This is a genomic window from Paenimyroides viscosum (genome assembly GCF_003858535.1).
GTDB lineage: Bacteria > Bacteroidota > Bacteroidia > Flavobacteriales > Flavobacteriaceae > Flavobacterium > Flavobacterium viscosum.
In genome coordinates this window covers 49257-72028 of the sequence record NZ_RQTJ01000010.1, presented here as the reverse complement: position 1 = coordinate 72028, position 22772 = coordinate 49257, and the positions used below count along the sequence as shown (strand labels likewise).

Genomic DNA, 22772 nt, shown 5'->3' with positions numbered 1-22772 from the left:
GCTATTTCTTTTCATATTTTTAAAAATAGATATGGTGTTAAGAAAATGGTTCGCTACTTTTGCTTTACACAAACAACTTTTTAAGTTAACAATATGAAGGTTTTTAAATTTGGAGGGGCGTCAATTAAAGATCCGCAAGCAATTCGTAATGTTTTACACGTTTTAAAAACCGTAGGTTTTAGCAACAGTTTAATTATAGCATCGGCTATGGGCAAAACCACCAACGCTTTAGAAGATGTGGTAAATGCGTATTTTAAAAAAACCGAAGAGCTTAACAACACTATCAATAGCGTAAAAAACTATCATTTAGATATTGTTTCAGATATATTTACAGATAAAAATCATGTGGTTTTTGACAGAATTTCTATTTTGTTTGCCGAAATGGAATTATTTCTATCGAACAATAAATCGCCGAATTATAATTTTGTTTATGATCAGATTGTATCTTACGGAGAAATTTTTGCAACTACTATTTTGAGTCACTTTTTAAACGATCAACACATAGAAAACACTTGGATTGATGCCAGAAATTTAATTAAAACCAACACTACTTATCGTGATGCAATTGTAGATTGGAAAGCGACCGAAGAAAACATTACCAATCAGCTTCATGACAAAAAACTGTATATTACTCAAGGTTTTATAGGGTCTGATAACAATAATTTTTCGGTTACTTTAGGCAGAGAAGGATCTGATTATTCGGCAGCCATTTTTGCGTATTGTTTAAATGCCGAAAGTGTTACCATTTGGAAAGATGTTCCAGGTGTTTTAAACGCCGATCCTCGTTATTTTGAAGACGCCGTTCTGTTGAATAAAATATCGTATCACGAAGCTATAGAATTGGCTTTCTACGGCGCATCGGTCATTCACCCAAAAACCTTACAGCCTTTACAACGCAAAGAAATTCCGTTGTATGTAAAATCGTTTGTAAACCCAACACTACCAGGAACATTAGTATCAAAAGGTGCCGGATTAGAACCGCAAACTGCCTGTTTCATCGTTAAGAAAAACCAATTACTTATTTCTATTTCATCTAAAGATTTTTCGTTTGTAATGGAACATCAGGTTAGCGATATTTTTAAATTGTTTGCAGAATATCACATAAAAGTGAATGTTATTCAAAACTCTGCGATTAGTTTTACGGTTTGCGTGGAAGATAAGTTTGGTAATTTCAATCATATTTTCGAAGATCTTGCAAAAAACTTTAATATAACTTATAACGAAAATGTTTCACTGTACACTATTCGTCATTTTACCAGCAACGACGCACAAAAAGTAATTGTAGGTAAAACCGTTTTGTTACAGCAGATTAACCGTGAAACCATTCAAATTGTAACTAAAGAATAAGTTTTAAAGAACCATAAAACACCAACAAACCCTTTCACATTATTGCGAAAGGGTTTTGTGTTATAAACCGTTTAATAGAAATATTGTATGTTTATGCTCTGGAAATTGGAGGTGTGTGGCAGTTTGTTATCATTAGTTTTTGATTATTCCTTTTTCAAATTCAAACTCTTCGATTACTTCTGTTTCATTTTCGATATGGTGAAATAACATTTTTCCATTTCCATTTATAATTTTTCCGCAGTCTAGTATTTTACCATTCTTATCAAAACAAGATTTGATTTCTATTAATTTTCCGTCATTATAGATACGTTCAGTATATAACCTACCATTTTTATGAAGCCATTTCCATAAACCGATTTGTTTATTTTCTAAAAGCTCACCACTTCCCATTAATTCACCACTATCAAAATAGTATTTCCAAATCCCGTTTTGCTTATCATCTATATATTTTCCTTTTTGGTGTAATTTACCATTAGGATAATAATATTTCCAATTTCCGTTTTTTTTATTTTTAGAATAATTTCCACTAGAATTTATTTTATCATCTTTAGAAAATATCCATTTTCCAGATTTCAAATTATTTTTCAAATGTCCCTTACCTACTTTTCCTTCCTCATTAATAATTATTTGATTAGATGAACACGAAATTGCAAAAAAGATAATTAAAAGATATAATATTTTGTTCATTTACAGTATTTTGCCGGCGGATCAGCAGCTTTGCACACTACAAGCGAGAGATAAAAAGTATAAGCTAAGTAAAAGCCAATTTCTATTTGCTAATATAATAAAAAAAGGTTTTTAAGCTACGCAAATTTTATAATTCAGAATGTTTAGTTTTTTAACAAATTAGAGTTTCGCAATAAGCACCAATGTTACGTAGTATTAATTTTTCTTGTAAGTTGTTGTTTTTTTATCTCCGTTTTTTAGGATTATTCCATTATCAACAGCATTTTTTAAATCACGACTTGCAGTAGCAGAAGAAATGTTTTTAAAATAATTCAAATAATCTTTACGGCTAAAATCCTTTTCGTTGTTTTCTAAAAATAACTGTATTCTATCTTCATCTCTCAATTTTTTAGCAGAATTTTCAAGTAAATCAGATAATGAACAATCAATAATCATCAACATATACTCAATGAATTTAGTAGATTTCCCTTCTTTATCAGAAATAGACAAAGCGTTGTAATATTCATTTTGATTTTTTGAGATTAAAGTTTCAAATGGCAGAAATTCAAAAATGGGGTACTCTTGCATTAAAATTAGAGTTTGCCACAATCTTCCCATTCTTCCATTTCCATCTAAAAAAGGATGAATAAATTCCATTTCGTAGTGAAAAACACAACTTTTTATGAGCGTTAATTCCGATTTGTCTTTTAAATACTCAAACAAATCTTTCATTAAGTAAGGTACGTTTTCAAATGAAGGTACAATATGTTCCACTTTAGAACCTTTTACAATGCCAACACCTTGTTTTCTATATTTTCCAGATTCATATATTAATTTTTGCAATAATAGTTTATGCGCTTTTAAAAAATCTTTTTCACTTTCTGGTTTTAGTTGCTTTATATTTTTATAAACCTCTAAAGCATTAAGCACTTCAAGAATGTCTTTTTCAGGACCAACAACTCTTTTGTTTTCTATTATCGCTGTAATTTGCTCTTCGGTTAATGTGTTACCCTCTATGCTAAGTGAAGAATGAATTGTTTTAATTTGATTCTGCTTTCGTAAAGTAGGATTGGTTTTAATTAGATATTTTGCATTTACTTCTCCGATTTTCTCTGAAATGGAGGAGATATATTTTAATATTTCTGAAGATATTTCGTACGGAGGTTTCATTTATTGATACTATCATTTGATACTATCACAAATTTAGAAATTAAAAATGATTAATTCATTTAGTTGGTGATAGAATTAAAAGTAAGACAATTTCTTTAAGAGAATTATCAAGGTTATTAAAGAAAAATAAAGGAAGTCATTTGACTTCCTTTTGGTTTTATTTTCTATCAAATGTTTTTTCTCAAATATGATTTTATATCTATTTCATTCTGTAATTCTCTTTTATTGAAGAGAACTATTTTGTTTGCACTTTCAATTCTGTAAAGATTGATATTTGCATATCTTAAAGATTGCAAACTTTATTTGTTTTTTTCTTTTATCAGGTATGAATTTGTAACGTCTTAAATTCCCAAGTACATGCTCATATTTTATAAAAAGCACAACATAATAAATAAACGGCAAAAACAGAATCGTAAATAACGGAGGAAGCAAAAAAGACTTGAGATTACCTAATGTGAAAAAAGTATTGTAATTGATAATCAGTTGATAAATTCCATAAAACAAAAATCCAAATCCTAAAATGGATAAAATATTTTTGAAAAAAATCGCAACTAATTGTGAATTGCTGTCCTCTTTTTCCCTTTCCGCTGCAAAAGTCAAAAGGGAAATGAACGTGAGTGTTGGAATTAATATCAATTCCCAAATAAGTGAAAAATTATAAAATCCAACTATGAATTCAAGTATTATGGTTAATGAAGTAGCAGTTAAGATTATTTTTGTAAAATCTTTATACGACTTTAAGTCGGAAACACTATAAAACATTACCATTCCTGTTGTCAATAACCAATAAATGAAGTCTTTGTAAAGTGAAAATTCCCAAATTCCCAACTTATTAAATGAGAAAACTATTAAAGCTAAATAAATTCCAATACCTATGTAAAAGGGAATTACTTTTTTAGAGAATAATGCCTTTAATACCAATAAAAATTTTCCGAAACTGGCTTTTGACTTGGTAATCAAAAACATAAAAGTCAGAGCTAACCAAATTAAAATTGATATCTCACGATTAGATAATAATTTTAAAAAGTCTATCATTTAAAATTTTAGTAGTCAGTTTAATAAATCCGATAGGGTTTTTCGCACCATTTACACTACAAATATATACTAAAGTTTCATATATGTTAAAAATGTAAAGAACTATGTGGTAAAACAGTTAACTAACACTTATGTACCCGACAACAAACGTTTATAATCGACTATAAATGATTAACAACCGAATAAAATTTGGAAGCTATTGCAACTTTGTACCAGATAATTATTTAATCATTTAAAATTTAAACGCCATGAGTACATTAAGAAACAATGTTCGCCTAATCGGGAGAGTAGGGAACAATCCAGAAACAAAAACTTTTGACAACGGTACAAAAGTATCTTTATCGTTAGCAACCAGCGATTTTTATTACAACGATAAAAAAGAAAAAATTGAAACCACCCAATGGCACAATATAGTTGCGTGGGGTAAAACCGCAGAACTGATTCAGAAATATGTAGAAAAAGGTAAAGAAATTGCCGTTGAAGGTAAATTAACGTACCGCACCTACGAAGACAAAGAAGGTGTAAAGCGTAGCATTACCGAAATTGTTATTAACGAAGTGTTGTTCTTTTAGTTCATCATACAAAGTTTGAATAATAGTGTTTATTAAGTTCTCGTTAGTTAGAGTTTGGCGAGAACTTAATTTTAATCTTCTCGATAGCCTGTCTTGAGCTTGCTGAAAGGCTTCACTACGTTACGCTACTCGAAGCGATGATTGTCAAAATAGTAGGCTAACTTATTTTGGTAGAAAGTTGCAGATATTCAATTTCTTCTAAAAATTAAATCCCGATGCGTCGGGTTTTTTTTATATTCACGAAAGTTAGCAGGTTCAGACAAACATATTTATTGCGTTTACAGAGAAATTAAATTCTTAACAGCATGAAATTAAACGTAACTTTATTTATTTGGTATCTAAATATTACGGCTTAATTGATTAAAAGAGATTCTGGTCTGTTACTTAAGTTCGAAAAAGCATATATTTGTAATTAAAATTTTTTATGTCAAAATTTAGAAGTGTTATATCCTTACTAATAATTTTTGTTACAATTTCGTGTAGTGAGAAAAAAGAAGAAAAGCCAATTATAAATTTGGAACAAAATACTGATAAAAAAAATATAATATATCAAGATACTCCAGAACAGTATTTTACAAATAAGGATAATTATAAAAAATTTAAAGAAAGTGAAAGTTTACATACTCAAGGAAATTATAATGAATCATTGAAAAAAATTATTGGAGCTTGAAAAGTCTGAAAAAAACAATGAACTAGTATTGGGTAGTTTGGGTATTGTTTATATGGATTTAAAACAATATGAGTTGTCTGAACAAAAATTAAAAAAAGCTCTTGACCTCAAACCAGATTTTATTAACAATTGGTTTAATCTTGCCACGCTTTATGAAAGAATGAAGAACTATGAGGATGCTGGTATAACCATGCAAAAAGCAGAAAATTTGTATAAAACAGAGCAAGAAGAATTTCTATACTATATACAAAGAGCTTTTTTAAATTATAAATTAAACAATTGTGAGAAAGCTTTAAAGTTTTGTGAAAAAATTATAAATTCAAATTTTGATGAATATTATATAAACAATGCACAAGGAGCTTATGATGAGATAAAGGAAAAATGCGTAGAGAAATAATCTTGCGAAATCTCACTTTGCTATATCAGAAAATCTACTCATTCAAAATATCCTGAAACAAATCAAAAAATCGACCCATATCAATACCGTCAACCAAACCATGATGCGCAAATAAGGCAACATTAAAATACTTTCGGTCGTTTTTATCAATCATTTTACCAATAGAAACTTTTGGTGAACTATCGGGATGTTTAAATCCACGAGCATGCGTCAACGAGGTGAAATTTACCCACGGAACAGCCGAAAAATGAATGATATTATCGTCGTAATCATCTTTTGTAAGTAAAGTATCAGTTTGTCGTACGCGTGCAATTTCTTGTTTTACGGCTTCTTCAAAAATAGTAAAATCGTTATCAAAGATAATGTGCGAAAACCCAAACGTTTCGTTTTCCTTTAAAACCGTTGATGAAGCATCGATACGATCATGCTGAAAAACCTTTCCCGTTATCAATTCGCAATTTAAAAGCGGGTAATTCATTTATGGTTTTCAACGTAGCGTACAAATAGTAGATAAAAAACGATGTTTTTAATTCTTTGGCTTTTTTGTAAGCTTGCGTTACATCAATTTCAACGGTTAATCCGTAAAAAGGTTCGTCCATTGCCGAGAAAAATTCAAAATGACTTTTCCGTTTCCAGGTATCTAAATTAATTTCGGTTTTCATAAATTCAATAAGGTCAAAATTTCACTTGTTTTTTCAACGCTGTAAAAATTATTGTGGACAATTTCATGATCAATACGCTCGTGTGCCCAAGTAGTGTGAAAAGGTACGTGCACGGCAGTTCCGCCAATATTTAAAACTGGTAAAACATCGGACTTTAACGAGTTTCCTATCATTAAAAAGTTTTCAGGCTCAATTTCCAAACGCTTTAAGAGCTTTTCGTAATCTAATTCCTCTTTTTCAACCATCACCTCAATATGATGAAAATAAGCACCCAAACCTGATAAATGCAATTTACGGTGCTGATCCTTTAAATCGCCTTTGGTTGCTACTACCAATTTGTATTTTCCGTGTAATTGCTGTAAAGTATCTTCAATTCCGTCTAACAAAACAATTGGTTTCGCCAAGAGCTCTTTGCCTATTTCAATAATTTTTTCCATTACTTTGGTCGATACCGTGTGGTTCGATACCTCATAAGCGGTTTGTACCATCGATAGCACATAACCTTTTATTCCGTAGCCATATAAAGGTAAATTGCTGATCTGGGTTTTAAATAACGCTTGTGCTAAACTTTGTTTTGATAAATAATCACTCATTAAAGCACAAAATTTTTCTTCGGCTTCGTCAAAATAAGGCTCGTTAATAAATAACGTATCGTCTGCATCAAAAGCAATTACTCTAATGTTTTCAATCATTTGGTGAAAGTTTTCTCAAAGATAAAACCTAATAAATTTTAATCGATCAAAATTGGACTTTTTGTTAAAAAAAATCGACCAATAATTAAATTTTGTACATTTAATAGAAAAAGAGAAACTATGAAAAATGTAATTAAACAAGAAATGCAGCAGCTAAATTATGAGGATATAGCTGCGTTAGTTACCACAGGTGCAGCGGCAGGTATTGCCGTTACAAAGGTTACAGGACACTCTAAAACAATGGGTGCAGCTGTTGGCGTTGGCCTAAGTATGTTGTTTTACGGAATTTTAAAAAGAATGTAGAAGTTATCTATTTATGATTTATACTATGTTTTTTTATTTTAAGCGAAGAATTAAGGTTGCCAAGTGCAGCCTTTTTTATTGATTTTCTAAAATAAACTTTTATTTTAGCAGTTAAAACAAACTAAAACTTTCAACTTTGGAACAAACAACAACAGACAACACCTTAAAGCGCGGGTTGTCTAACCGACATATTCAGCTAATTGCGTTGGGCGGAGCTATAGGTACCGGCTTATTTTTAGGAATTGGACCGGCAGCCATTTTAGCAGGACCATCGGTTATTTTTGGATATGCCTTTGCAGGAATCATTGCCTTTTTTATTATGCGCCAGTTGGGAGAAATGGTTGTAGAAGAGCCTGTTTCGGGATCTTTTTCGCATTTTGCTTATAAATATTGGGGTTCGTTTGCGGGTTATGCTTCGGGTTGGAATTATTGGATTTTGTACATTCTGGTTTCCATGTCTGAATTAACCGCCATAGGAATTTACGTACAGTATTGGTGGCCCGAAATTCCCTTGTGGGCATCAAGTACATTTTTCTTCTTTGCAATTACGGCGCTGAATTTAGGTTCTGTAAAAATGTTTGGCGAAGCCGAGTTTTGGTTTTCAATTATTAAAGTAGTTGCTATTGTTGCAATGATTGTTTTTGGAACGTACTTATTGGTTTCGGGAACAGGTGGCGAACAGGCAAGTATATCAAACCTTACAAATAACGGCGGGTTTTTCCCTAAAGGCTGGTTCGAAAAAACCGAAACTGGTTATCAGGGATTATTGTCGGTAATGGCAATTATCATGTTTTCGTTCGGTGGTTTGGAACTGATTGGAATTACAGCTGCCGAAGCCGAAAATCCAGAGAAAAATATTCCAAAAGCAACCAATCAGGTAATTTATAGAATTTTGATTTTCTATGTTGGAGCCTTGATTATTCTTTTTTCGCTTTCACCTTGGGAAACCATTACAACGAAAACAAGTCCGTTTGTTACCGTTTTCGATAATTTAAAAGGAATGCAGTTCAACTTTTTCGGGACCGATGTTTCTGCAACAAACCTTATTGCAAATGCGTTGAATGTTATTGTTTTAACAGCGGCATTGTCAGTTTACAATTCATCGGTTTACAGCAACAGTCGTATGTTGTTTGGTTTGGCAGAACAAGGCAACGCGCCTAAATTTCTATTGAAATTAAATAAAAGCTCTGTGCCAACACGTGCAATTATTGTATCGAGCTGTTTTGCCGCAATTTGTATTTTGATTAATAAGTTTGTGCCAGAACAAGCGTTTGAGATTTTGATGTCACTTGTGGTTTCTTGTTTGATCATCAACTGGGTAATGATCTCTTTTACGCATCTAAAATTCAGGAAGTTTAAAGATCAGGCAGGCATCAAAACAAAGTTTCCGTCTATCATATATCCTATTTCAAATTACATCTGTATTGTGTTTTTACTGGCAATTTTAGCAATTATGAGTATTACGGGTATGCATGTTTCGGTAATTTTAATTCCGGTTTGGTTAATTATTTTGTTTGTAACATATCAAATTGTTCAAAAAAACAAGCAGCGAAAATTAATGTAAGTTAACGTGTGTTTCCAAAGTATTTTATAATTTTAAGGAACTAATCTAAAACTAAAATGGTTATGGAAATCAATCACAGAAAAGAAGAAAATAAAGGAGCTTTTATTGCAACTGAAAACGGAGCAAAAGCAGGTGAAATGACTTACAGTAAAGCGGGCGATACATTAATTATTATAGATCATACCGAAGTTGATCCCGCATTTGGTGGTCAAGGAGTTGGAAAAAAGATGGTTTTGGTAGCTGTTGATTTCGCTCGAGAAAACAACATTAAGATTTTGCCTTTGTGTCCGTTTGCTAAAGCAGCATTCGATAAAGATGCAAGTATTCAAGATGTACTTTAAGCATTAAAAATATTTGAAAAGCAGTTCTTCGGAACTGCTTTTTTGTTTATTCTCATTATATTTATAAAAATTTCGATAAATGAAACAGCTTTTCTCTTCCTTATTTATTTGTGCTTTCCTGATGTTTTCTTGTAAAAAAGATAGTACGGAAACTACTATTCAGCCAGAACAAAATCAAAAAACATTAAAATTAGAATTAGCCGAAGCACAAAAGATTATCGCGTTGCCGCTACATTGTTTAGAGGTTGAATATCCGAATAAATTGGGACAGGTTTTAAAATCATCAGACGAATTGAAATCGCCTAAACAGTTGCGACCAATTTTTTACGGTTGTTTCGATTGGCATTCATCGGCACACGGATATTGGTCGGTTGTGAAATTAGTGAAGAAGTTTCCAGAATTAGATCAGGACAAAACAATAGATCAGCTGCTTACAAAAGTATTTACCGATGAAAATGTAACGATAGAAAAATCTTTTTTCGATCAACCACACAACAAAACGTTTGAAAGAACTTACGGTTGGGCGTGGTTTTTCAAGTTACAAGAAGAATTATATACGTGGAAAGACAATCCGAAAGCACAGCAATGGTACAAAACTTTGCAACCGTTAGAGGATGTTTTTGTTGAACGATATTTGGAATATTTGCCAAAATTGAATTATCCGATTAGAACAGGAACACACGACAATACGGCTTTTGGAATGGCGTTGAGTTTAGAATATGCGCAAACGGTTGGCAACACCAAGTTAAAGGATGCAATTACCGCAAAAGCTAAAGAATTATATACGAACGATGCCAATTGCCCGATTGCTTACGAACCAAGCGGTCACGACTTTTTATCGCCTTGTTTGCAGGAAGCGTGGTTAATGAGTAAAGTATTGCCACAAACCGATTATAAAATCTGGTTACAGAAATTCTTGCCACAATTGTTCGATAAGAAATTTGACTTAGAAGTTGGTAAAGTTTCCGACAGAACCGACGGACACTTGGTGCATTTAGACGGATTAAATTTTAGCAGAGCAACCTGTCTGTTTCAAATTGCAAAAGTGTTGCCTGAACTGAACCATTTAAAACCTATTGCTGAAAAACATTTCAATGCTGCTTTTCCAAACATATCAAACGATGATTATATGGGAAGTCATTGGTTAGGTAGTTTTGCTTTACAGGCGTTAGATGCGCAGTAGAAAGTTTTTAGATATAAGTAATGAGTATAGAGATTTTAGATTCTTCATTATGTTCGAAATGTCACATTTCTTTGTCATTCAGAACGAAGCGAAAGCGTAGTGAAGAGTCTTTTAATCAGCATTAAAATAGAGTGTATTTGTCAAGCTGAACTCGTTTAACTTCGTTCTGTTCGCAAGCTCGGGTCAGCTTCTCATCATGAGTATAAATATTTTATAATTTCTGGATGTGATTCCGGATCAAGTCCGGAATGACAGTCTAACCAGAAAATATAATATGTCAAGTTCAAAACGACATTACAAACAAAAAAACGCAAACCATTTGGTTTGCGTTTTTACTTATAATATAATGAAATTATCCAATTGTAGCTCCGTTGTAAACTCCGGCTTCATCAGGGTTTACAAATACCAATTTACCTTCTTTGGTTTCGGTTAGTAACAACATTCCTTCGCTGTTCACGCCACGTAATGCTCTTGGAGCCAAGTTTACTAAAACGGTAACTTGTTTGCCAATTACTTCTTCTGGAGTAAAATGTTCGGCAATTCCTGAAACAATGGTACGAACATCGATACCTGTATCAACCTTTAAAACCAGTAATTTGTTTGCTTTTGGCATTTTTTCGGCTTCAATAATAGTTCCTACACGTAAATCGATCTTTGCAAAATCTTCGAACTGTGTGGTTTCCTTTTGTGGTTCTGCCGTTTTTGCTTCGGCTGCATTTGCTAGTTTTGTAGCTTCCAATTTATCTATTTGTTTTTGAATTTCTTCGTCTTCGATCTTTGCAAACAATAATTCAGCCTGACCAATTTGGTGACCTGCAGGAATTAAATCTGATGTTTCTGCAACTTTGTTCCAAGACATCTCGACTTCGCTCGATGTAACATTCAACATATTTTTTAGTTTCGCTGCCGAAAATGGTAAAAATGGTTCTGCCAAAGTAGATAACGCTGCAGCAATTTGCAATGCTACATACATTTGTGTTTTAACGCGATCTTCATCGGTTTTAATCAGTTTCCAAGGCTCTTCGTCAGCTAAATATTTATTTCCTAAACGTGCCACATTCATTAATTCTCCCAATGCTTCGCGGAAACGGTAGCGTTCAATTGAACTTTCAATTACTGCCGGATATGCTTTTAATTCTGCCAACGTTTGTTCATCAACCTCGTTAAAAGTATTAGGCGCAGGAATAATTCCGTTGTAATATTTATTGGTTAAAACCACTACGCGGTTAATGAAATTTCCGAAAATAGCAACCAATTCGTTATTATTTCTAGCCTGGAAATCTTTCCATGTAAAGTCGTTGTCTTTGGTTTCGGGTGCATTTGCCGTTAAAGTATAACGCAGCACATCTTGTTTTTCAGGGAAATCGATTAAATATTCATTCAGCCAAACTGCCCAGTTTTTAGAAGTCGATAATTTATTTCCTTCTAAATTTAAAAACTCATTTGCAGGCACGTTATCAGGTAAAATATAGCTGCCTTCTGCCTTTAACATAGCCGGGAAAATAATACAGTGAAAAACAATATTATCTTTCCCAATAAAATGAACCAATTTGGTGTCTTGATCTTTCCAATAAGGCTCCCAATCTTTACCTTCGCGAGCAGCCCATTCTTTGGTCGATGAAATGTAACCAATAGGTGCATCAAACCAAACATACAGTTTTTTGCCTTCGGCACCATCAACAGGCACATCAATCCCCCAATCTAAATCGCGGGTTACTGCTCTTGGTTTCAAACCGTCGTCTAACCAAGATTTTACTTGTCCGTAAACATTTGGTTTCCAATCGTTTTTATGTCCTTCTAAAATCCACTCACGTAAAAACGTATCGTACTGATCTAAAGGTAAAAACCAGTGTTTGGTTTCTCTTAAAACCGGCGTTGAACCTGTTATGGTTGATTTTGGATTAATTAGATCGGTAGCGTTTAATGAGGTACCACATTTTTCACATTGGTCACCATAAGCACCTTCACTACTACATTTAGGGCAAGTTCCCGTAACAAATCGATCTGCCAAAAACTGATCTGCTTCGGCATCGTACAACTGTTCGGTAACTTCTTCGATAAACTTACCGTCATCATACAGTTTTCTAAAAAAATCAGATGCTGTATCGTGGTGAATTTTACCCGAAGTCCGCGAATAATTATCAAACGAAATACCAAATTCATGAAAAGAATCCGTAATGATTTTATTGTATTTATCAATAACCTCTTGCGGAGAAATGCCTTCTTTTTTGGCTTTCATTGAAATTGCAACTCCGTGTTCATCCGAACCACAGATAAAAGCAACATCTTTATTTTGAAGGCGTAAAAAACGAGCGTAAATATCGGCAGGAACGTAAACGCCCGCCAAATGTCCTATATGTATAGGTCCGTTGGTGTATGGCAAAGCCGCTGTAATGGTATATCTTTTAGGATTTTGAATCATTGTATCAAGTTTTCAAGCTACAAAAATACATAAAAACAAGGATACATAAAATAAATAAGTTGTATTTGGGCGTTCCCTTCGGTCGGGCTTTTCGCTGTATCTTTTATCGGGGCTTCGAGTACCTCAGCCACCTATAAAAGGATGCCGCTGCAATCCCTAACGCAATTTTAGTCTTAAAGTTTTTAAAGTCGAAAGTCAAAAGTTATTAACGTATTTTGTTATTTCGGACTCGAACTTGCGGACTGACGAAGTAATCTCATAATGAAAAATATATAACTAATAGAATAACATAGATTCTTCACTCCGCTACCGTTTCGTTCTGAATGACAAAGTCCGTTCTGTGAGAGAAGTGGAACCGCCGAATAGAATAAAAAAAACCTACAAGATTTCAAAAATCTTGCAGGTTTGTCTAATATCTATCTTCTATTATCTATCTTCTATTATCTAGAATCCAAAACTAAATTACGGTAACGGTTGACCAACAGAAATATCGCAACGGTGACCTGGTTGTCCGTGTGCTGGATTTGGTTTTCCTTTCATTCCCGGAGCAGTTTCTTGTTTAGGTGCTGCTGCTTGTTGTTGAGCCGGAGCTTGTGCTTGAGCGTCTCCACCACCTAAAAAGCCACCTTGGCTTGGTTGCGCTGCTGGTGCAGCAGTTTGTCCTGCTCCTTGACCTGGAGGTGAATTTAATGGTGCTCCTACCGGAATGTCGCAACGGTGACCTGGTTGTCCGTGAGCCGGATTCATACCTACTGCAACTTCTGTAGCTTCTGTAGTTGCTCCATGATCATGGTCGTGACCTTCACCTGGTGCATGATTATGACCTGCATGCGGATCTACCGGCGCAGCATCTGTTGTAGCTGTAGTATCTGTTGTAGTAGTTGTAGCTTCTGCTTTTTTGTCGTTACAAGAAACCATTCCTAAAGCAGCAAACAATGCAATAATTGTTATTTTTTTCATGATTTTGATCTGTTAAAGAAACAAATATACACATTTTGTTTAAAAAAACGCACGTAATTGAATACTTCCTGTATGAATGGTTTTTGCGGTTTCGCTGGTTCTACCTTGATAGCTTATGTTTGCATCTAAATACTTGGTTAAATTTCTTTGGAAAAGTAAGCGCCATGTGATATTTTTACCGGGCTGCAAACCTTCTAACATTTGATATGCCACAGCAGATAACGGATTGCCCGAGAATTTGTTATTGTAAAGCGAAAATTCGCCGTTAAATGTAAATTTTTGCGAGGTACTCCAGTTAAAAGCAGTTCCAATGCGGTGTTGTTGCAAGGTTTCTAGATCTCCCTGTACATTCTTTTTATCTTTCCATTCGTAAAATAATTCTACTCGGGCATTTTGCGAAAACAAATAACTTATTCGTGGATTGATGCTTAAATTATTCAGCAGGTAATTTTTAGATCCGTAGTTTTCTGAAATACTTTCAACCTTATCAAATTTATTGGTTAACTGCACCAGCCACCACTTGTTTAATAAATGCTGAAACTGTATTTGGTGTGTGGTGATTTTATTGTCTAAACTTCCAAAATTCATCAGGTTTTTAGCCCGATTGTTTATTAACGAATAAATGGTGGTGTATTTTTGTTTCCCGCGGTTGAAATAAATCGAATTACGAATGTTTGAATTTTCTGCAACCAGTTCATCAGACGAAGATCCAAAAGGATTCCAAGCAATTCCGCTTCCATCTCTCAAAATACTTCGATCGATAATAAAAGACGATTGCAAATGAAACTGACTGGCAAATTTCTTAAAGCCACTTTCGTTCTGCCAAATACTGAAGTTGAAATTAAAAACCTGCGTTAACTTGGTTTGATGCGTTTTTACAAAACTCTGATTCGGTAAAAACATCCGCACATATTCAGCCAAATCGGGATAAGGCGCAATTTCAAATTCTTCTAATTCCTGAATGCCGTTGCCGTTATAATCGTTCCACATGTGGGTTCCCAAACCTGCATCAACCTTAATATAGGTAAATTCTTGCTGCGCCACAGCACCCGATGAGGTTTCGTAAATAGTGTTGGTCTGTATCAGGTTTTTTAAATAACGATCGTTGTATGCAATGCGTGAATTCAGCGTAGGTTCTACCAAACCGGTATCGGTATATTTTAATCGACGGTAATTGGCGTAAACAGATAAATCGCTGGTTTGGGTTTTAAACAATTGCGATTTTACATAAAACGAATGCGCGTTTGAAACGTTTCGCAACACATTATTCTGCAACGAATCGTTTACCCGATAGGTATAACCCAATTCTACATAGGTTTTTAACGTATCGCCACGACCTACAAAGGCATCAATTTGCGCGTATTTTTGTGATAAGGTTTGAAACTGCTGCGTGGCAACATCTTTTACCTGATAATTTTCTAAATCTAAACGCGAACCTGCCCAATTTTTATCTTTTGTGTAAACCGCCTGTGTTTTGCTTCGAATAAAATTGGTATTGTAAACGCTGCCTTTTGCCGATAGAAAACTGGTATTAGTGTTTAGGTTGAAGTTTTTGTACAGATAATTACCAATCAAAGACTGTTTATGCCCAATGTAGCTGTTGCTGTATTCTAAACGGCTGTATTGATAAGTAAAAAAACTATTATCATTCGGGGAAACTTTAGATCCAACGGTCAGCAACGATTGATTTCCGAAGGTATTTGAAACATTCCAATCCCGATCAAATTCAATAGAATACAAGCGTTCAATGGTCTTGAAATTTTCTGTTACCAACTGCACATTTCCAAAAACATCCACCTTCCATTTATTGTTCAAAACTCGATGCGTGGCATTTACATTGGCGGCAATTCCTTGATTATCTTCATCATCAATAGGCGAAAACAAGTTTTCATCGTGGTTGCTAAATCCAAATTCAAAATCTACCTGCGTAAAATCTTTCGGTTTGTATTGCCCCATAACGGTTGCCAAAGTTAAACGAGTAGGCGCAATTAGCTGAATCAACGGTTCATAATCGCCCTGATTTAATCCATCTACAGGTTCAATAAATTCATAAATTTTACCAACGCCCGACGAATTTGCCAAACGATAATTTCCGTTGCTTGGACCAACATAACTGAACGAAACCATATACAACGTATCGGTTGGCGTGTTAGAATACTGATAGAATTCGTATCCATTTTGGCTGACTTTTTTGTACAACGTTTTGTTTTCTGAATAAGTATCGGGATACGCAGACGGCGCCATCATTAACGCCAGACTGTCACCGGCTTGTTTAAGAATATCGACTTGTTCTTTGTTTAGATTTTGCTGTACAGGCTGATTTTTAATATCGGTTTCGGTATAAACATATCCAGCAATATTCCATTTTTCGCGTTCGTGTTTTATACCGCCATAACCTAAAAATCGCGCATAATTTCTGTCGGTATATTGATATTCTACCACAATACGCATATCCGAAGTAATCGGAAAAAGAGTGGTAAAGCGAATTTCGCCCGAATTATAATCAATCACATAATCGTTTTGTTCGCCTCGAGTGAGTTTTCGTCCGTTTACATATACCGATTCCGATCCCGAAATAATCAAAATATATAATTGATTGTTAGTTCCTTTTAATTTGTACGGACCTTGATTTCCTTCCTGACCAACAAATTCGCTTTTTGCATATTGCCCGCGAACCAAGGCAGCTGCGGTTTCAATGGTGGTTTTGCTTTTGTCGTTTCCGAATTTTACGGTGCCCGAAATTCCCTGAACTTTTTTGTTGAAGTTTAAAAAGCGGGAAGCTCTGTTTTCTAAAAACAAATCTCCGGCTTTAATGCTCCAATCAGTCGAAAAAAGTTCCATAAAGATCTGATCGAACTCATCCATTTTTTGTGAATACCCGCCGTTTTGCAAAGGAACGTTACTGTCTTGCAGCGATGCCCGAATTTGAATTTTATCTGATAAATTTCCGACAATCTGCAAATCGAGATTGGAATTTGTTACCAGATTTTGATTGTTTCCTACGGTAATTCCCCGTGAAATACTTCCGTTAGTATTCAACCCATCAAAAGGCGTAAAAGTGGTTGCCTGTTTTTCGGGAACCGAGAAAATATACGCGCCTTCTTTATTCGGAACGATACGTTTGGTATCGTACAAAGCATAGGTTCGGGTTAAAAAATCGGGATAATTTAAAAAGGAAACGCTTAGGGTGTCTTGTAAAGGTTGTGTAAATGTAAGGGTTGCTTTGTTGTAATCTACCGTGTAATTTGCAGTATCAAGATCGATTCCCTGATTGTTGACAATCTTAAAATAGGTGTTGTTCAGCGCAACGCTGTCTAGATGAACAGTTGTGGTTAAAGAATCGGTTATGATTTTTTTTGATTTGTACAGCGAATTTGTTTCCTGTGCATGGGCAAAAGAAAAAATTAAAAAACACCATACAAAACAAAAAAACTGTTTCATGTAAGTTATAACTTCAAAACATCAAAAATAGTGTATTTTATTCTTGAAAGTTTGATTATTAAAGTTTACGAAAACTATTTACTTAATTCATTGAATTCACAAATAATCGGCATATGGTCACTTAAACTAATCCAATCATCGAATTTTCCAATTTCAAACATTTTAATTTTCTCTTGAAAATTTGAAGGTCCAAATATATAATCAATATGGTATGGTCTTATAAATTTTCTTTGCAAGTATAGTGTATGTATAGTTTCTTTTCCTTGATCTTCATTTGACATTTTATGATAGAAACTTTCTATTCCTATTTCTTTTAATTCTTTTACAACATCAGAATGATTCCACCATATATCCCACTGATCCCAAATAGAATTACTATTAAAATCTCCAATAATAATAGTTCTATTCATATTAGTTTTATTGATTTGTAGATATTTCCATAGTTGACCTATATATCCAAAATTTGGAGAATTATTTTGATGCGTCCACACTCCAACTAAATCGAAATCATTGTTTACTCTACAAGGTAGAAAGTATTTAACAGAATGATCATGATATTTATTTGACCAAGGAAGATTTTGAAGTATTATTTCTGGCTTTGCAAATATTCCTAATCCTTTGTTTTTATTTTCTCCAATCCAAATATAATTTTTACACCATTCCTTATAATGTAAATCATTGGATTCACTAGGGTTTTCGCATTCTTGAATAACGTAAATATCTGCGTCTAAAAATGATAATTGCTCGAATTTTTTCCTAAATGCACCATTACAGTTCCATGTAATAATTCTCAATTTGCTGTTTTTTAGTTATGCTTAATTCAAATATAAATAAAAAGTCTGTATCATTTTAAACGATACAGACTTTTTTGAATAGTGTTTTTATTAAAAAGTATAACCTAATTTAACACCGGCTTTAAAAACAAAGTTGTCAAAGTATTGGTTGTCAATAACGCCTTTGCCTTTAACTTCCCATTTCCAGTTAAAACCAACCGATGGATCTAAACTTAAATTTTTAGTCAGCTGAACTTTGTATCCAATATTCGGATTAAAAATACTCCAATAACTGTATTTTCCTTCAAAATTTTCGCTTAACAAGAGGAAACATTTCGTCTTACGAAGAATTACGAGCAGAACCTAAATTAGAAATTATTATAAAAATTGCTAATTATTTTAGCATTCCGTTAGAACATCTTTTGACAAAACAACTGTCGGTTAACGAGATTTTAAACTTTAACGACTATTTTAACGAGGAAGGTCAGAAGAAATTACAAAAAAACTTTGCAAACATTCCGTTTATTTCTCGCGAAGCCATTCATCATATTAAGGAAGGGACTTTTGATGTTCAGAAATTAGATCTTATTGCTTTTCCAATGTACAGTTCTAATAAATTTATTGCTTTAGAACTAACGCACGAAATTGCTTCACCGGCAAACGTTGATATTCCCGAATACACTATTTTGTTTTTTGAACAAGTACAAATTGATACTTTACATATCTTAGATAATCATTTAGGAATGTTTTTAACGAATACCGAAATCTTTATTGGAATCTACAATCAAAACAAAACAACGATTAATTTAAAACTGAACGAATGGAAATCGGAAGATTTTAATACCGAAAACCTGCCAAGCTTTTGGAAATTATACGCTAAATTTGAAAAAAATATATAAAATGGTTCAGTCAAAATTAAGTAACACCGCCTATTTTTACAGCATACTAATTTTAAGTTTTCCGGTTTTAACTGCCTTTATTGTCAACAAGTTTTTGCGCATGTTTCAAGACAGCTGGCATTGGGGCTTAACGGTATTTTTGGTGTTGTGCTGTTTGGTAAGTTTGTTTGTTATTATCTGGGGCTTTTTTATTGAAATGAACCTGCGCATGGCAACGGTAAAAATTACCGATGACACCATTGAAGTAAAACAATTGTTAGGATTTGGTACTAAAAAAACTTTTAAGATTTATGCCATTGATGGTTTTGCTATTCGCGAATTTAGACAGCGAGCACAGTATCACGAATATTGTTATTTAATTCAAGATAAAAAGGCTTTAGCGGTATTTTCGAGTTTGTACTACAAAAACTATATGGAAGTGCGCGATGAACTGCAACAACGCTTAACACTTTTGAAATAAGATGTTGAAAAAAATATTTTACTATGGTTTTAATTTAACCGGTAAAGCCAACAGATCTGAATTTGCAATATATTTTGTAATAGAATTAGTTCTTTTACTTGTAGCACTCGAATTATCAACTCGAATAAATCATTCTGATTTTAGAACCTACATCAACCTTTTTTATATTGATTTAATACTGCTTGTTGTAACTACACCTACTCTATCAGCAACAACAAGGCGTTTACGATATTTGAACCTTTCTACAAACTTAATTCTTATAAGCTTTATTCCATTTATAAGTTCTTTTTTCAGACTCTTTCTTTTAATAAAATCTAAAAAATAAAAATCCTTTTGTATCTTTAAAATAAAAATGGGCAAAAATTGTTTAGAATGTGGCGAAAAAATCATTGGTCGGGAAGATAAAAAATTCTGTAACGATGCCTGCCGCAATACCTACAACAACAAATTAAACAAAGACAGCACCAATTTAATGCGAACGGTTAATTACACGTTGCGCAAAAATTACCGTATTTTATCAGAAAACAATCCCGAAGGGAAAGCAAAAATCAACCGTAAAAAACTACTCGATTTAGGCTTCGATTTTTCATTGTTCACTTCTATATACATCACAAAATCTAACGTAACGTATTATTTTGTGTACGATCAAGGTTACATGCCTATAGAAAACGATTGGTTTGTATTAGTTAAAAAGAATTAAAATGTACAGTTATCTGTTAATAATTCATTCTTACTTACGATGGTTAGTTTTAGCGTCTATTTTAATTGGACTACTATTTATCATCATAAAACGATCAAAAAAAGCTATTTACACAACCAAAGATTATCAACTTTTTAAAGTGATAAAAAACGTTTTCAATCTGCAATTTTTAGTCGGAATTTTACTTTTAACCCAAAGCCCAATGGTTAAAGCCTTTTGGTCGGAGGTGAGTCAGGCAGTAAAATGGCGTGAAATTCGCTTTTTTGGATTAGAACATCCGTTCATGATGATTTTGGGCGTTATACTTTTAAATATTTTTACAGATAAAACCAAAGAAAAGATCGGCTCTAACAACGCTTTTAAATATCTGTTTGTGAGCTATCTAATTATACTTTTTATTCTTTTCGTATCAATTCCTTGGTCATTTTCTCCATTCACCGCTCGACCAAATTTGCGTTAATTTTAACATCTTAATCGAACATTTTTTATAATTTAAGGAAAAATTTACGAGAAAGAATGCAAATCAACAAAGTAGAATTAAGAAATTTAGAAATTGAAGATTATATCGAATTAAAAAATTCCATGCTTCAGGCGTATGAAGAAGGTGTGGAAGATCCGTATTGGAAAAAAGAAGAAATCCGTCGGTTACTGAAAGTTTTTCCCGAAGGGCAAATCGTAATTGTGGTAGATGATGTAGTAGTGGGAGCTGCTTTATCGCTTATTGTTGATGAAAACTTAGCGCTATCAAACCATAAATACAACGATATTGTAACCGATAGCAAATTTAAAGCACACAACCCAGAGGGCGACGTTTTGTACGGAATTGATATCTTTATTCATCCTAATTACCGCGGACTTCGTTTGGGACGCCGTTTATACGATGCCAGAAAAGAATTGTGCGAACAGCTGAATTTAAAATCGATTATTTTTGCGGGCAGAATTCCAAATTATCACAATCATTCTAAAGAATATACTCCGAAACAATATCTTGATAAAGTAAAAACCAAAGAAATTCATGATCCGGTAATTTCGTTTCAGGTAAACAACGATTTTCACATAAAACGTTTATTGCGCAATTATTTAGAAGGCGATCACGACTCTAAAGATTATGCTGTGTTACTGGAATGGAACAATATTTCGTACGATAAATCACCGGTTTTAATCAACGCCAAAAAAAGTGTGGTTCGTTTAGGTTTGATCCAATGGCAAATGCGTCCGTTGAACAATTTAGAAGAGTTTTTTGATCAGGCAGAATTTTTTATCGATGCTGTTTCAGGTTACGAAAGCGATTTCGCTACGTTTCCAGAATTATTCGTAGCACCACTTATGGCAGATTACAACCATTTAAGCGAGGCCGAAGCTATTCGTGAATTATCAAAACATACCGATATCATTCAAAAGCGTTTTCAAGAATTAGCTATTCAATATAACATCAACATTATTACGGGCAGTATGCCTTACTTAGAAGACAATGTTTTATACAACGTAGGTTTTCTTTGTAAACGCGACGGATCGTCTGAAATGTATCGCAAAATACACATTACACCAAACGAACGTTTATATTGGGGAATGCAAGGTGGCGATACCATACAGACTTTTGATACCGATTGCGGAAAAATTGGAATAATGGTATGTTACGATGTAGAATTTCCAGAATTAGCCCGAATTATGAGCGAAGATGGTATGGAAATTTTGTTTGTTCCTTATTTAACCGATACCCAAAACGGATACACGCGAGTGCGTAGCTGTGCCCAAGCCCGTGCTATTGAAAACGAATGTTATGTTGCCATTACAGGTTGTGTTGGAAACTTGCCAAAAGTAAATAATATGGATATTCAATACGGACAAGCGGCCGTTTTCACTCCATCGGACTTTGCTTTTCCAAACAATGGTATCAAAGCAGAGGCTACACCAAATACTGAGATGACGCTGATTGTTGATGTGGAACTAAACGCACTAAAAGAATTACACGAATTAGGGAGTGTACGCATTAAAAAAGACCGCAGATTAGATCTATATAAATTAAGAAAACTAAAATAGAGCCATAAGGCTCTATTTTTATTTAATATACGATTCTAATCTGTTTAAGAAATCTTGAAAAGCAACGGCTTCTTCTTGTGGAACACGTTTTGCCAGCTCAACACCTCTTTTTTGATACTCGTTTAGTTTTGGACCCAAAGTTTTTAATGCCTCAGAATCATTGTGTGCTGTTGCAGTTTTAAAATCGTTCACAAACTTGCTGTATTCTTGCGCAAACTGATCTGCTTCGGCATATTGAAAATTTGGAACAGCAACTACGTCTTCTACCGTATTTTGTTGTACATCGTTAGAATTCTCAACCGGTGGATCGGTCATTGGTTCCTGAATTTTATTTTCTTCTTTTTTACATGCCGTCAACAAAACTGTCGACAATAACATGGGATAAATTATCTTTTTCATACCATTTAATTTTTATTGATTGAATTATAAATGTAGTAAAAAACAAAATACAATTTCAAAAAAAAAGACACAGCAT

At 33.6% G+C, this 22772-nt stretch carries 25 protein-coding genes and 1 pseudogene; 14 read left to right on the top strand and 12 right to left on the bottom strand.

Translation table 11 applies throughout. From position 1 onward, the window contains the following. Window positions 1-93 precede the first annotated feature (93 nt). The gene (locus EG242_RS06595; protein WP_124899110.1) at window positions 94-1347 is read left to right on the top strand and encodes an aspartate kinase; all 1254 of its coding nucleotides are present in this window, start codon (window positions 94-96) and stop codon (window positions 1345-1347) included. Between the two features lie 132 nt (window positions 1348-1479). On the opposite strand, the gene EG242_RS06590 is transcribed toward EG242_RS06595, so the two are convergent. From EG242_RS06590 to EG242_RS06580, 3 genes are all read right to left on the bottom strand, one after another. Then, a complete protein-coding gene (locus EG242_RS06590; RefSeq protein WP_124899109.1) occupies window positions 1480-2034 on the bottom strand; it encodes a toxin-antitoxin system YwqK family antitoxin in 555 nt (184 codons plus the stop codon). 195 nt (window positions 2035-2229) lie between these two features. Beyond that, entirely contained in the window at window positions 2230-3183 is a 954-nt protein-coding gene (locus tag EG242_RS06585; RefSeq protein WP_124899108.1) for a Fic family protein, read from the bottom strand. 252 nt (window positions 3184-3435) lie between these two features. Beyond that, complete coding sequence (locus tag EG242_RS06580) at window positions 3436-4218, bottom strand: hypothetical protein (RefSeq protein ID WP_124899107.1); 783 nt, start codon at window positions 4216-4218, stop codon at window positions 3436-3438. A gap of 248 nt (window positions 4219-4466) precedes the next feature. Between EG242_RS06580 and EG242_RS06575 the strand changes: the two genes are divergently transcribed. The 3 genes from EG242_RS06575 to EG242_RS06565 all read left to right on the top strand — a co-directional run bounded on the left by EG242_RS06575 (window position 4467) and on the right by EG242_RS06565 (window position 5857). Next, entirely contained in the window at window positions 4467-4790 is a 324-nt protein-coding gene (locus tag EG242_RS06575; RefSeq protein ID WP_124899106.1) for a single-stranded DNA-binding protein, read from the top strand. Between the two features lie 424 nt (window positions 4791-5214). After that, window positions 5215-5460, top strand: a complete 246-nt coding sequence (locus EG242_RS06570; RefSeq protein ID WP_124899105.1) for a hypothetical protein — start codon at window positions 5215-5217, stop codon at window positions 5458-5460. Then, window positions 5450-5857, top strand: a complete 408-nt coding sequence (locus EG242_RS06565; protein ID WP_124899104.1) for a tetratricopeptide repeat protein — start codon at window positions 5450-5452, stop codon at window positions 5855-5857. Before EG242_RS06570 ends, EG242_RS06565 begins: the two co-directional genes overlap by 11 nt. A gap of 34 nt (window positions 5858-5891) precedes the next feature. On the opposite strand, the gene EG242_RS06560 is transcribed toward EG242_RS06565, so the two are convergent. From EG242_RS06560 to EG242_RS06555, 3 genes are read right to left on the bottom strand one after another with little or no spacing between them, the layout of a single operon-like run. Further along, complete coding sequence (locus tag EG242_RS06560) at window positions 5892-6335, bottom strand: CatA-like O-acetyltransferase (RefSeq protein WP_262673528.1); 444 nt, start codon at window positions 6333-6335, stop codon at window positions 5892-5894. Further along, window positions 6280-6519 (bottom strand): CatA-like O-acetyltransferase, encoded by a 240-nt coding sequence (locus tag EG242_RS15130; RefSeq protein WP_262673526.1) that lies wholly within the window; start codon window positions 6517-6519, stop codon window positions 6280-6282. The genes EG242_RS06560 and EG242_RS15130 overlap by 56 nt, the downstream gene beginning before the upstream one ends. Beyond that, window positions 6516-7211 (bottom strand): HAD family hydrolase, encoded by a 696-nt coding sequence (locus EG242_RS06555; RefSeq protein ID WP_124899103.1) that lies wholly within the window; start codon window positions 7209-7211, stop codon window positions 6516-6518. Before EG242_RS06555 ends, EG242_RS15130 begins: the two co-directional genes overlap by 4 nt. 120 nt (window positions 7212-7331) lie before the next feature. Between EG242_RS06555 and EG242_RS06550 the strand changes: the two genes are divergently transcribed. The 4 genes from EG242_RS06550 (at window position 7332) to EG242_RS06535 (ending at window position 10602) form a co-directional block, all read left to right on the top strand. Next, complete coding sequence (locus EG242_RS06550) at window positions 7332-7514, top strand: hypothetical protein (protein WP_124899102.1); 183 nt, start codon at window positions 7332-7334, stop codon at window positions 7512-7514. 136 nt (window positions 7515-7650) lie between these two features. Then, a complete protein-coding gene (locus EG242_RS06545; protein WP_124899101.1) occupies window positions 7651-9078 on the top strand; it encodes an amino acid permease in 1428 nt (475 codons plus the stop codon). 62 nt (window positions 9079-9140) lie between these two features. Continuing rightward, window positions 9141-9419: a GNAT family N-acetyltransferase gene (locus EG242_RS06540; RefSeq protein WP_124899100.1), complete on the top strand. Its 279-nt coding sequence runs from the start codon at window positions 9141-9143 to the stop codon at window positions 9417-9419. 79 nt (window positions 9420-9498) lie between these two features. Beyond that, the gene (locus tag EG242_RS06535; RefSeq protein ID WP_124899099.1) at window positions 9499-10602 is read left to right on the top strand and encodes a DUF2891 domain-containing protein; all 1104 of its coding nucleotides are present in this window, start codon (window positions 9499-9501) and stop codon (window positions 10600-10602) included. A gap of 352 nt (window positions 10603-10954) precedes the next feature. Here EG242_RS06535 and metG read toward each other — a convergent pair whose 3' ends face one another. From metG to EG242_RS06510, 5 genes and pseudogenes are all read right to left on the bottom strand, one after another. Then, the gene (metG, locus tag EG242_RS06530; RefSeq protein ID WP_124899098.1) at window positions 10955-13024 is read right to left on the bottom strand and encodes a methionine--tRNA ligase; all 2070 of its coding nucleotides are present in this window, start codon (window positions 13022-13024) and stop codon (window positions 10955-10957) included. A 462-nt stretch (window positions 13025-13486) separates the two neighbouring features. Further along, window positions 13487-13768 (bottom strand): annotated as a pseudogene (locus EG242_RS15220) (hypothetical protein); the annotation flags it as partial. Between the two features lie 255 nt (window positions 13769-14023). Further along, window positions 14024-17425 (bottom strand): hypothetical protein, encoded by a 3402-nt coding sequence (locus tag EG242_RS06520; RefSeq protein ID WP_124899096.1) that lies wholly within the window; start codon window positions 17423-17425, stop codon window positions 14024-14026. A 74-nt stretch (window positions 17426-17499) separates the two neighbouring features. Further along, complete coding sequence (locus EG242_RS06515; RefSeq protein WP_124899095.1) at window positions 17500-18219, bottom strand: endonuclease/exonuclease/phosphatase family protein; 720 nt, start codon at window positions 18217-18219, stop codon at window positions 17500-17502. Window positions 18220-18309: 90 nt separating this feature from the next. Further along, window positions 18310-18522 (bottom strand): hypothetical protein, encoded by a 213-nt coding sequence (locus EG242_RS06510; RefSeq protein WP_124899094.1) that lies wholly within the window; start codon window positions 18520-18522, stop codon window positions 18310-18312. A 98-nt stretch (window positions 18523-18620) separates the two neighbouring features. Between EG242_RS06510 and EG242_RS06505 the strand changes: the two genes are divergently transcribed. Genes EG242_RS06505 through EG242_RS06480 form a run of 6 tightly spaced genes read left to right on the top strand, consistent with a single transcriptional unit; the run spans window position 18621 to window position 22297 of the window. Then, window positions 18621-19097 (top strand): XRE family transcriptional regulator, encoded by a 477-nt coding sequence (locus EG242_RS06505; RefSeq protein ID WP_124899093.1) that lies wholly within the window; start codon window positions 18621-18623, stop codon window positions 19095-19097. 1 nt (window position 19098) lies between these two features. Continuing rightward, window positions 19099-19557: a hypothetical protein gene (locus EG242_RS06500; RefSeq protein WP_124899092.1), complete on the top strand. Its 459-nt coding sequence runs from the start codon at window positions 19099-19101 to the stop codon at window positions 19555-19557. A 1-nt stretch (window position 19558) separates the two neighbouring features. Then, window positions 19559-19882, top strand: a complete 324-nt coding sequence (locus tag EG242_RS15215; protein ID WP_124899091.1) for a DUF805 domain-containing protein — start codon at window positions 19559-19561, stop codon at window positions 19880-19882. Window positions 19883-19909: 27 nt separating this feature from the next. Continuing rightward, on the top strand, window positions 19910-20257 hold the full coding sequence (locus tag EG242_RS06490) for a hypothetical protein (protein WP_124899090.1): 348 nt from the start codon (window positions 19910-19912) through the stop codon (window positions 20255-20257). A gap of 1 nt (window position 20258) precedes the next feature. Then, window positions 20259-20717 carry a hypothetical protein gene (locus EG242_RS06485; RefSeq protein ID WP_124899089.1) on the top strand — a complete coding sequence of 153 codons (459 nt, stop codon included), beginning with the start codon at window positions 20259-20261 and terminating at the stop codon, window positions 20715-20717. A 56-nt stretch (window positions 20718-20773) separates the two neighbouring features. After that, entirely contained in the window at window positions 20774-22297 is a 1524-nt protein-coding gene (locus tag EG242_RS06480) for a bifunctional GNAT family N-acetyltransferase/carbon-nitrogen hydrolase family protein (protein WP_124899088.1), read from the top strand. A gap of 18 nt (window positions 22298-22315) precedes the next feature. On the opposite strand, the gene EG242_RS06475 is transcribed toward EG242_RS06480, so the two are convergent. Further along, the gene (locus tag EG242_RS06475; RefSeq protein WP_124899087.1) at window positions 22316-22696 is read right to left on the bottom strand and encodes a hypothetical protein; all 381 of its coding nucleotides are present in this window, start codon (window positions 22694-22696) and stop codon (window positions 22316-22318) included. Window positions 22697-22772 lie beyond the last annotated feature (76 nt).

What these genes read in the sequence shown, in the direction of transcription:
- EG242_RS06595 (WP_124899110.1), top strand. Translation starts at nt 94, where the DNA reads ATGAAGGTTTTTAAATTTGGAGGGGCGTCAATTAAAGATCCGCAAGCA.
- EG242_RS06590 (WP_124899109.1), bottom strand. Translation starts at nt 2,034, where the DNA reads ATGAACAAAATATTATATCTTTTAATTATCTTTTTTGCAATTTCGTGT.
- EG242_RS06585 (WP_124899108.1), bottom strand. Translation starts at nt 3,183, where the DNA reads ATGAAACCTCCGTACGAAATATCTTCAGAAATATTAAAATATATCTCC.
- EG242_RS06580 (WP_124899107.1), bottom strand. Translation starts at nt 4,218, where the DNA reads ATGATAGACTTTTTAAAATTATTATCTAATCGTGAGATATCAATTTTA.
- EG242_RS06575 (WP_124899106.1), top strand. Translation starts at nt 4,467, where the DNA reads ATGAGTACATTAAGAAACAATGTTCGCCTAATCGGGAGAGTAGGGAAC.
- EG242_RS06570 (WP_124899105.1), top strand. Translation starts at nt 5,215, where the DNA reads ATGTCAAAATTTAGAAGTGTTATATCCTTACTAATAATTTTTGTTACA.
- EG242_RS06560 (WP_262673528.1), bottom strand. Translation starts at nt 6,335, where the DNA reads ATGAATTACCCGCTTTTAAATTGCGAATTGATAACGGGAAAGGTTTTT.
- EG242_RS15130 (WP_262673526.1), bottom strand. Translation starts at nt 6,519, where the DNA reads ATGAAAACCGAAATTAATTTAGATACCTGGAAACGGAAAAGTCATTTT.
- EG242_RS06555 (WP_124899103.1), bottom strand. Translation starts at nt 7,211, where the DNA reads ATGATTGAAAACATTAGAGTAATTGCTTTTGATGCAGACGATACGTTA.
- EG242_RS06550 (WP_124899102.1), top strand. Translation starts at nt 7,332, where the DNA reads ATGAAAAATGTAATTAAACAAGAAATGCAGCAGCTAAATTATGAGGAT.
- EG242_RS06540 (WP_124899100.1), top strand. Translation starts at nt 9,141, where the DNA reads ATGGAAATCAATCACAGAAAAGAAGAAAATAAAGGAGCTTTTATTGCA.
- EG242_RS06535 (WP_124899099.1), top strand. Translation starts at nt 9,499, where the DNA reads ATGAAACAGCTTTTCTCTTCCTTATTTATTTGTGCTTTCCTGATGTTT.
- metG (WP_124899098.1), bottom strand. Translation starts at nt 13,024, where the DNA reads ATGATTCAAAATCCTAAAAGATATACCATTACAGCGGCTTTGCCATAC.
- EG242_RS06520 (WP_124899096.1), bottom strand. Translation starts at nt 17,425, where the DNA reads ATGAAACAGTTTTTTTGTTTTGTATGGTGTTTTTTAATTTTTTCTTTT.
- EG242_RS06500 (WP_124899092.1), top strand. Translation starts at nt 19,099, where the DNA reads ATGGTTCAGTCAAAATTAAGTAACACCGCCTATTTTTACAGCATACTA.
- EG242_RS15215 (WP_124899091.1), top strand. Translation starts at nt 19,559, where the DNA reads ATGTTGAAAAAAATATTTTACTATGGTTTTAATTTAACCGGTAAAGCC.
- EG242_RS06490 (WP_124899090.1), top strand. Translation starts at nt 19,910, where the DNA reads ATGGGCAAAAATTGTTTAGAATGTGGCGAAAAAATCATTGGTCGGGAA.
- EG242_RS06485 (WP_124899089.1), top strand. Translation starts at nt 20,259, where the DNA reads ATGTACAGTTATCTGTTAATAATTCATTCTTACTTACGATGGTTAGTT.
- EG242_RS06480 (WP_124899088.1), top strand. Translation starts at nt 20,774, where the DNA reads ATGCAAATCAACAAAGTAGAATTAAGAAATTTAGAAATTGAAGATTAT.
- EG242_RS06475 (WP_124899087.1), bottom strand. Translation starts at nt 22,696, where the DNA reads ATGAAAAAGATAATTTATCCCATGTTATTGTCGACAGTTTTGTTGACG.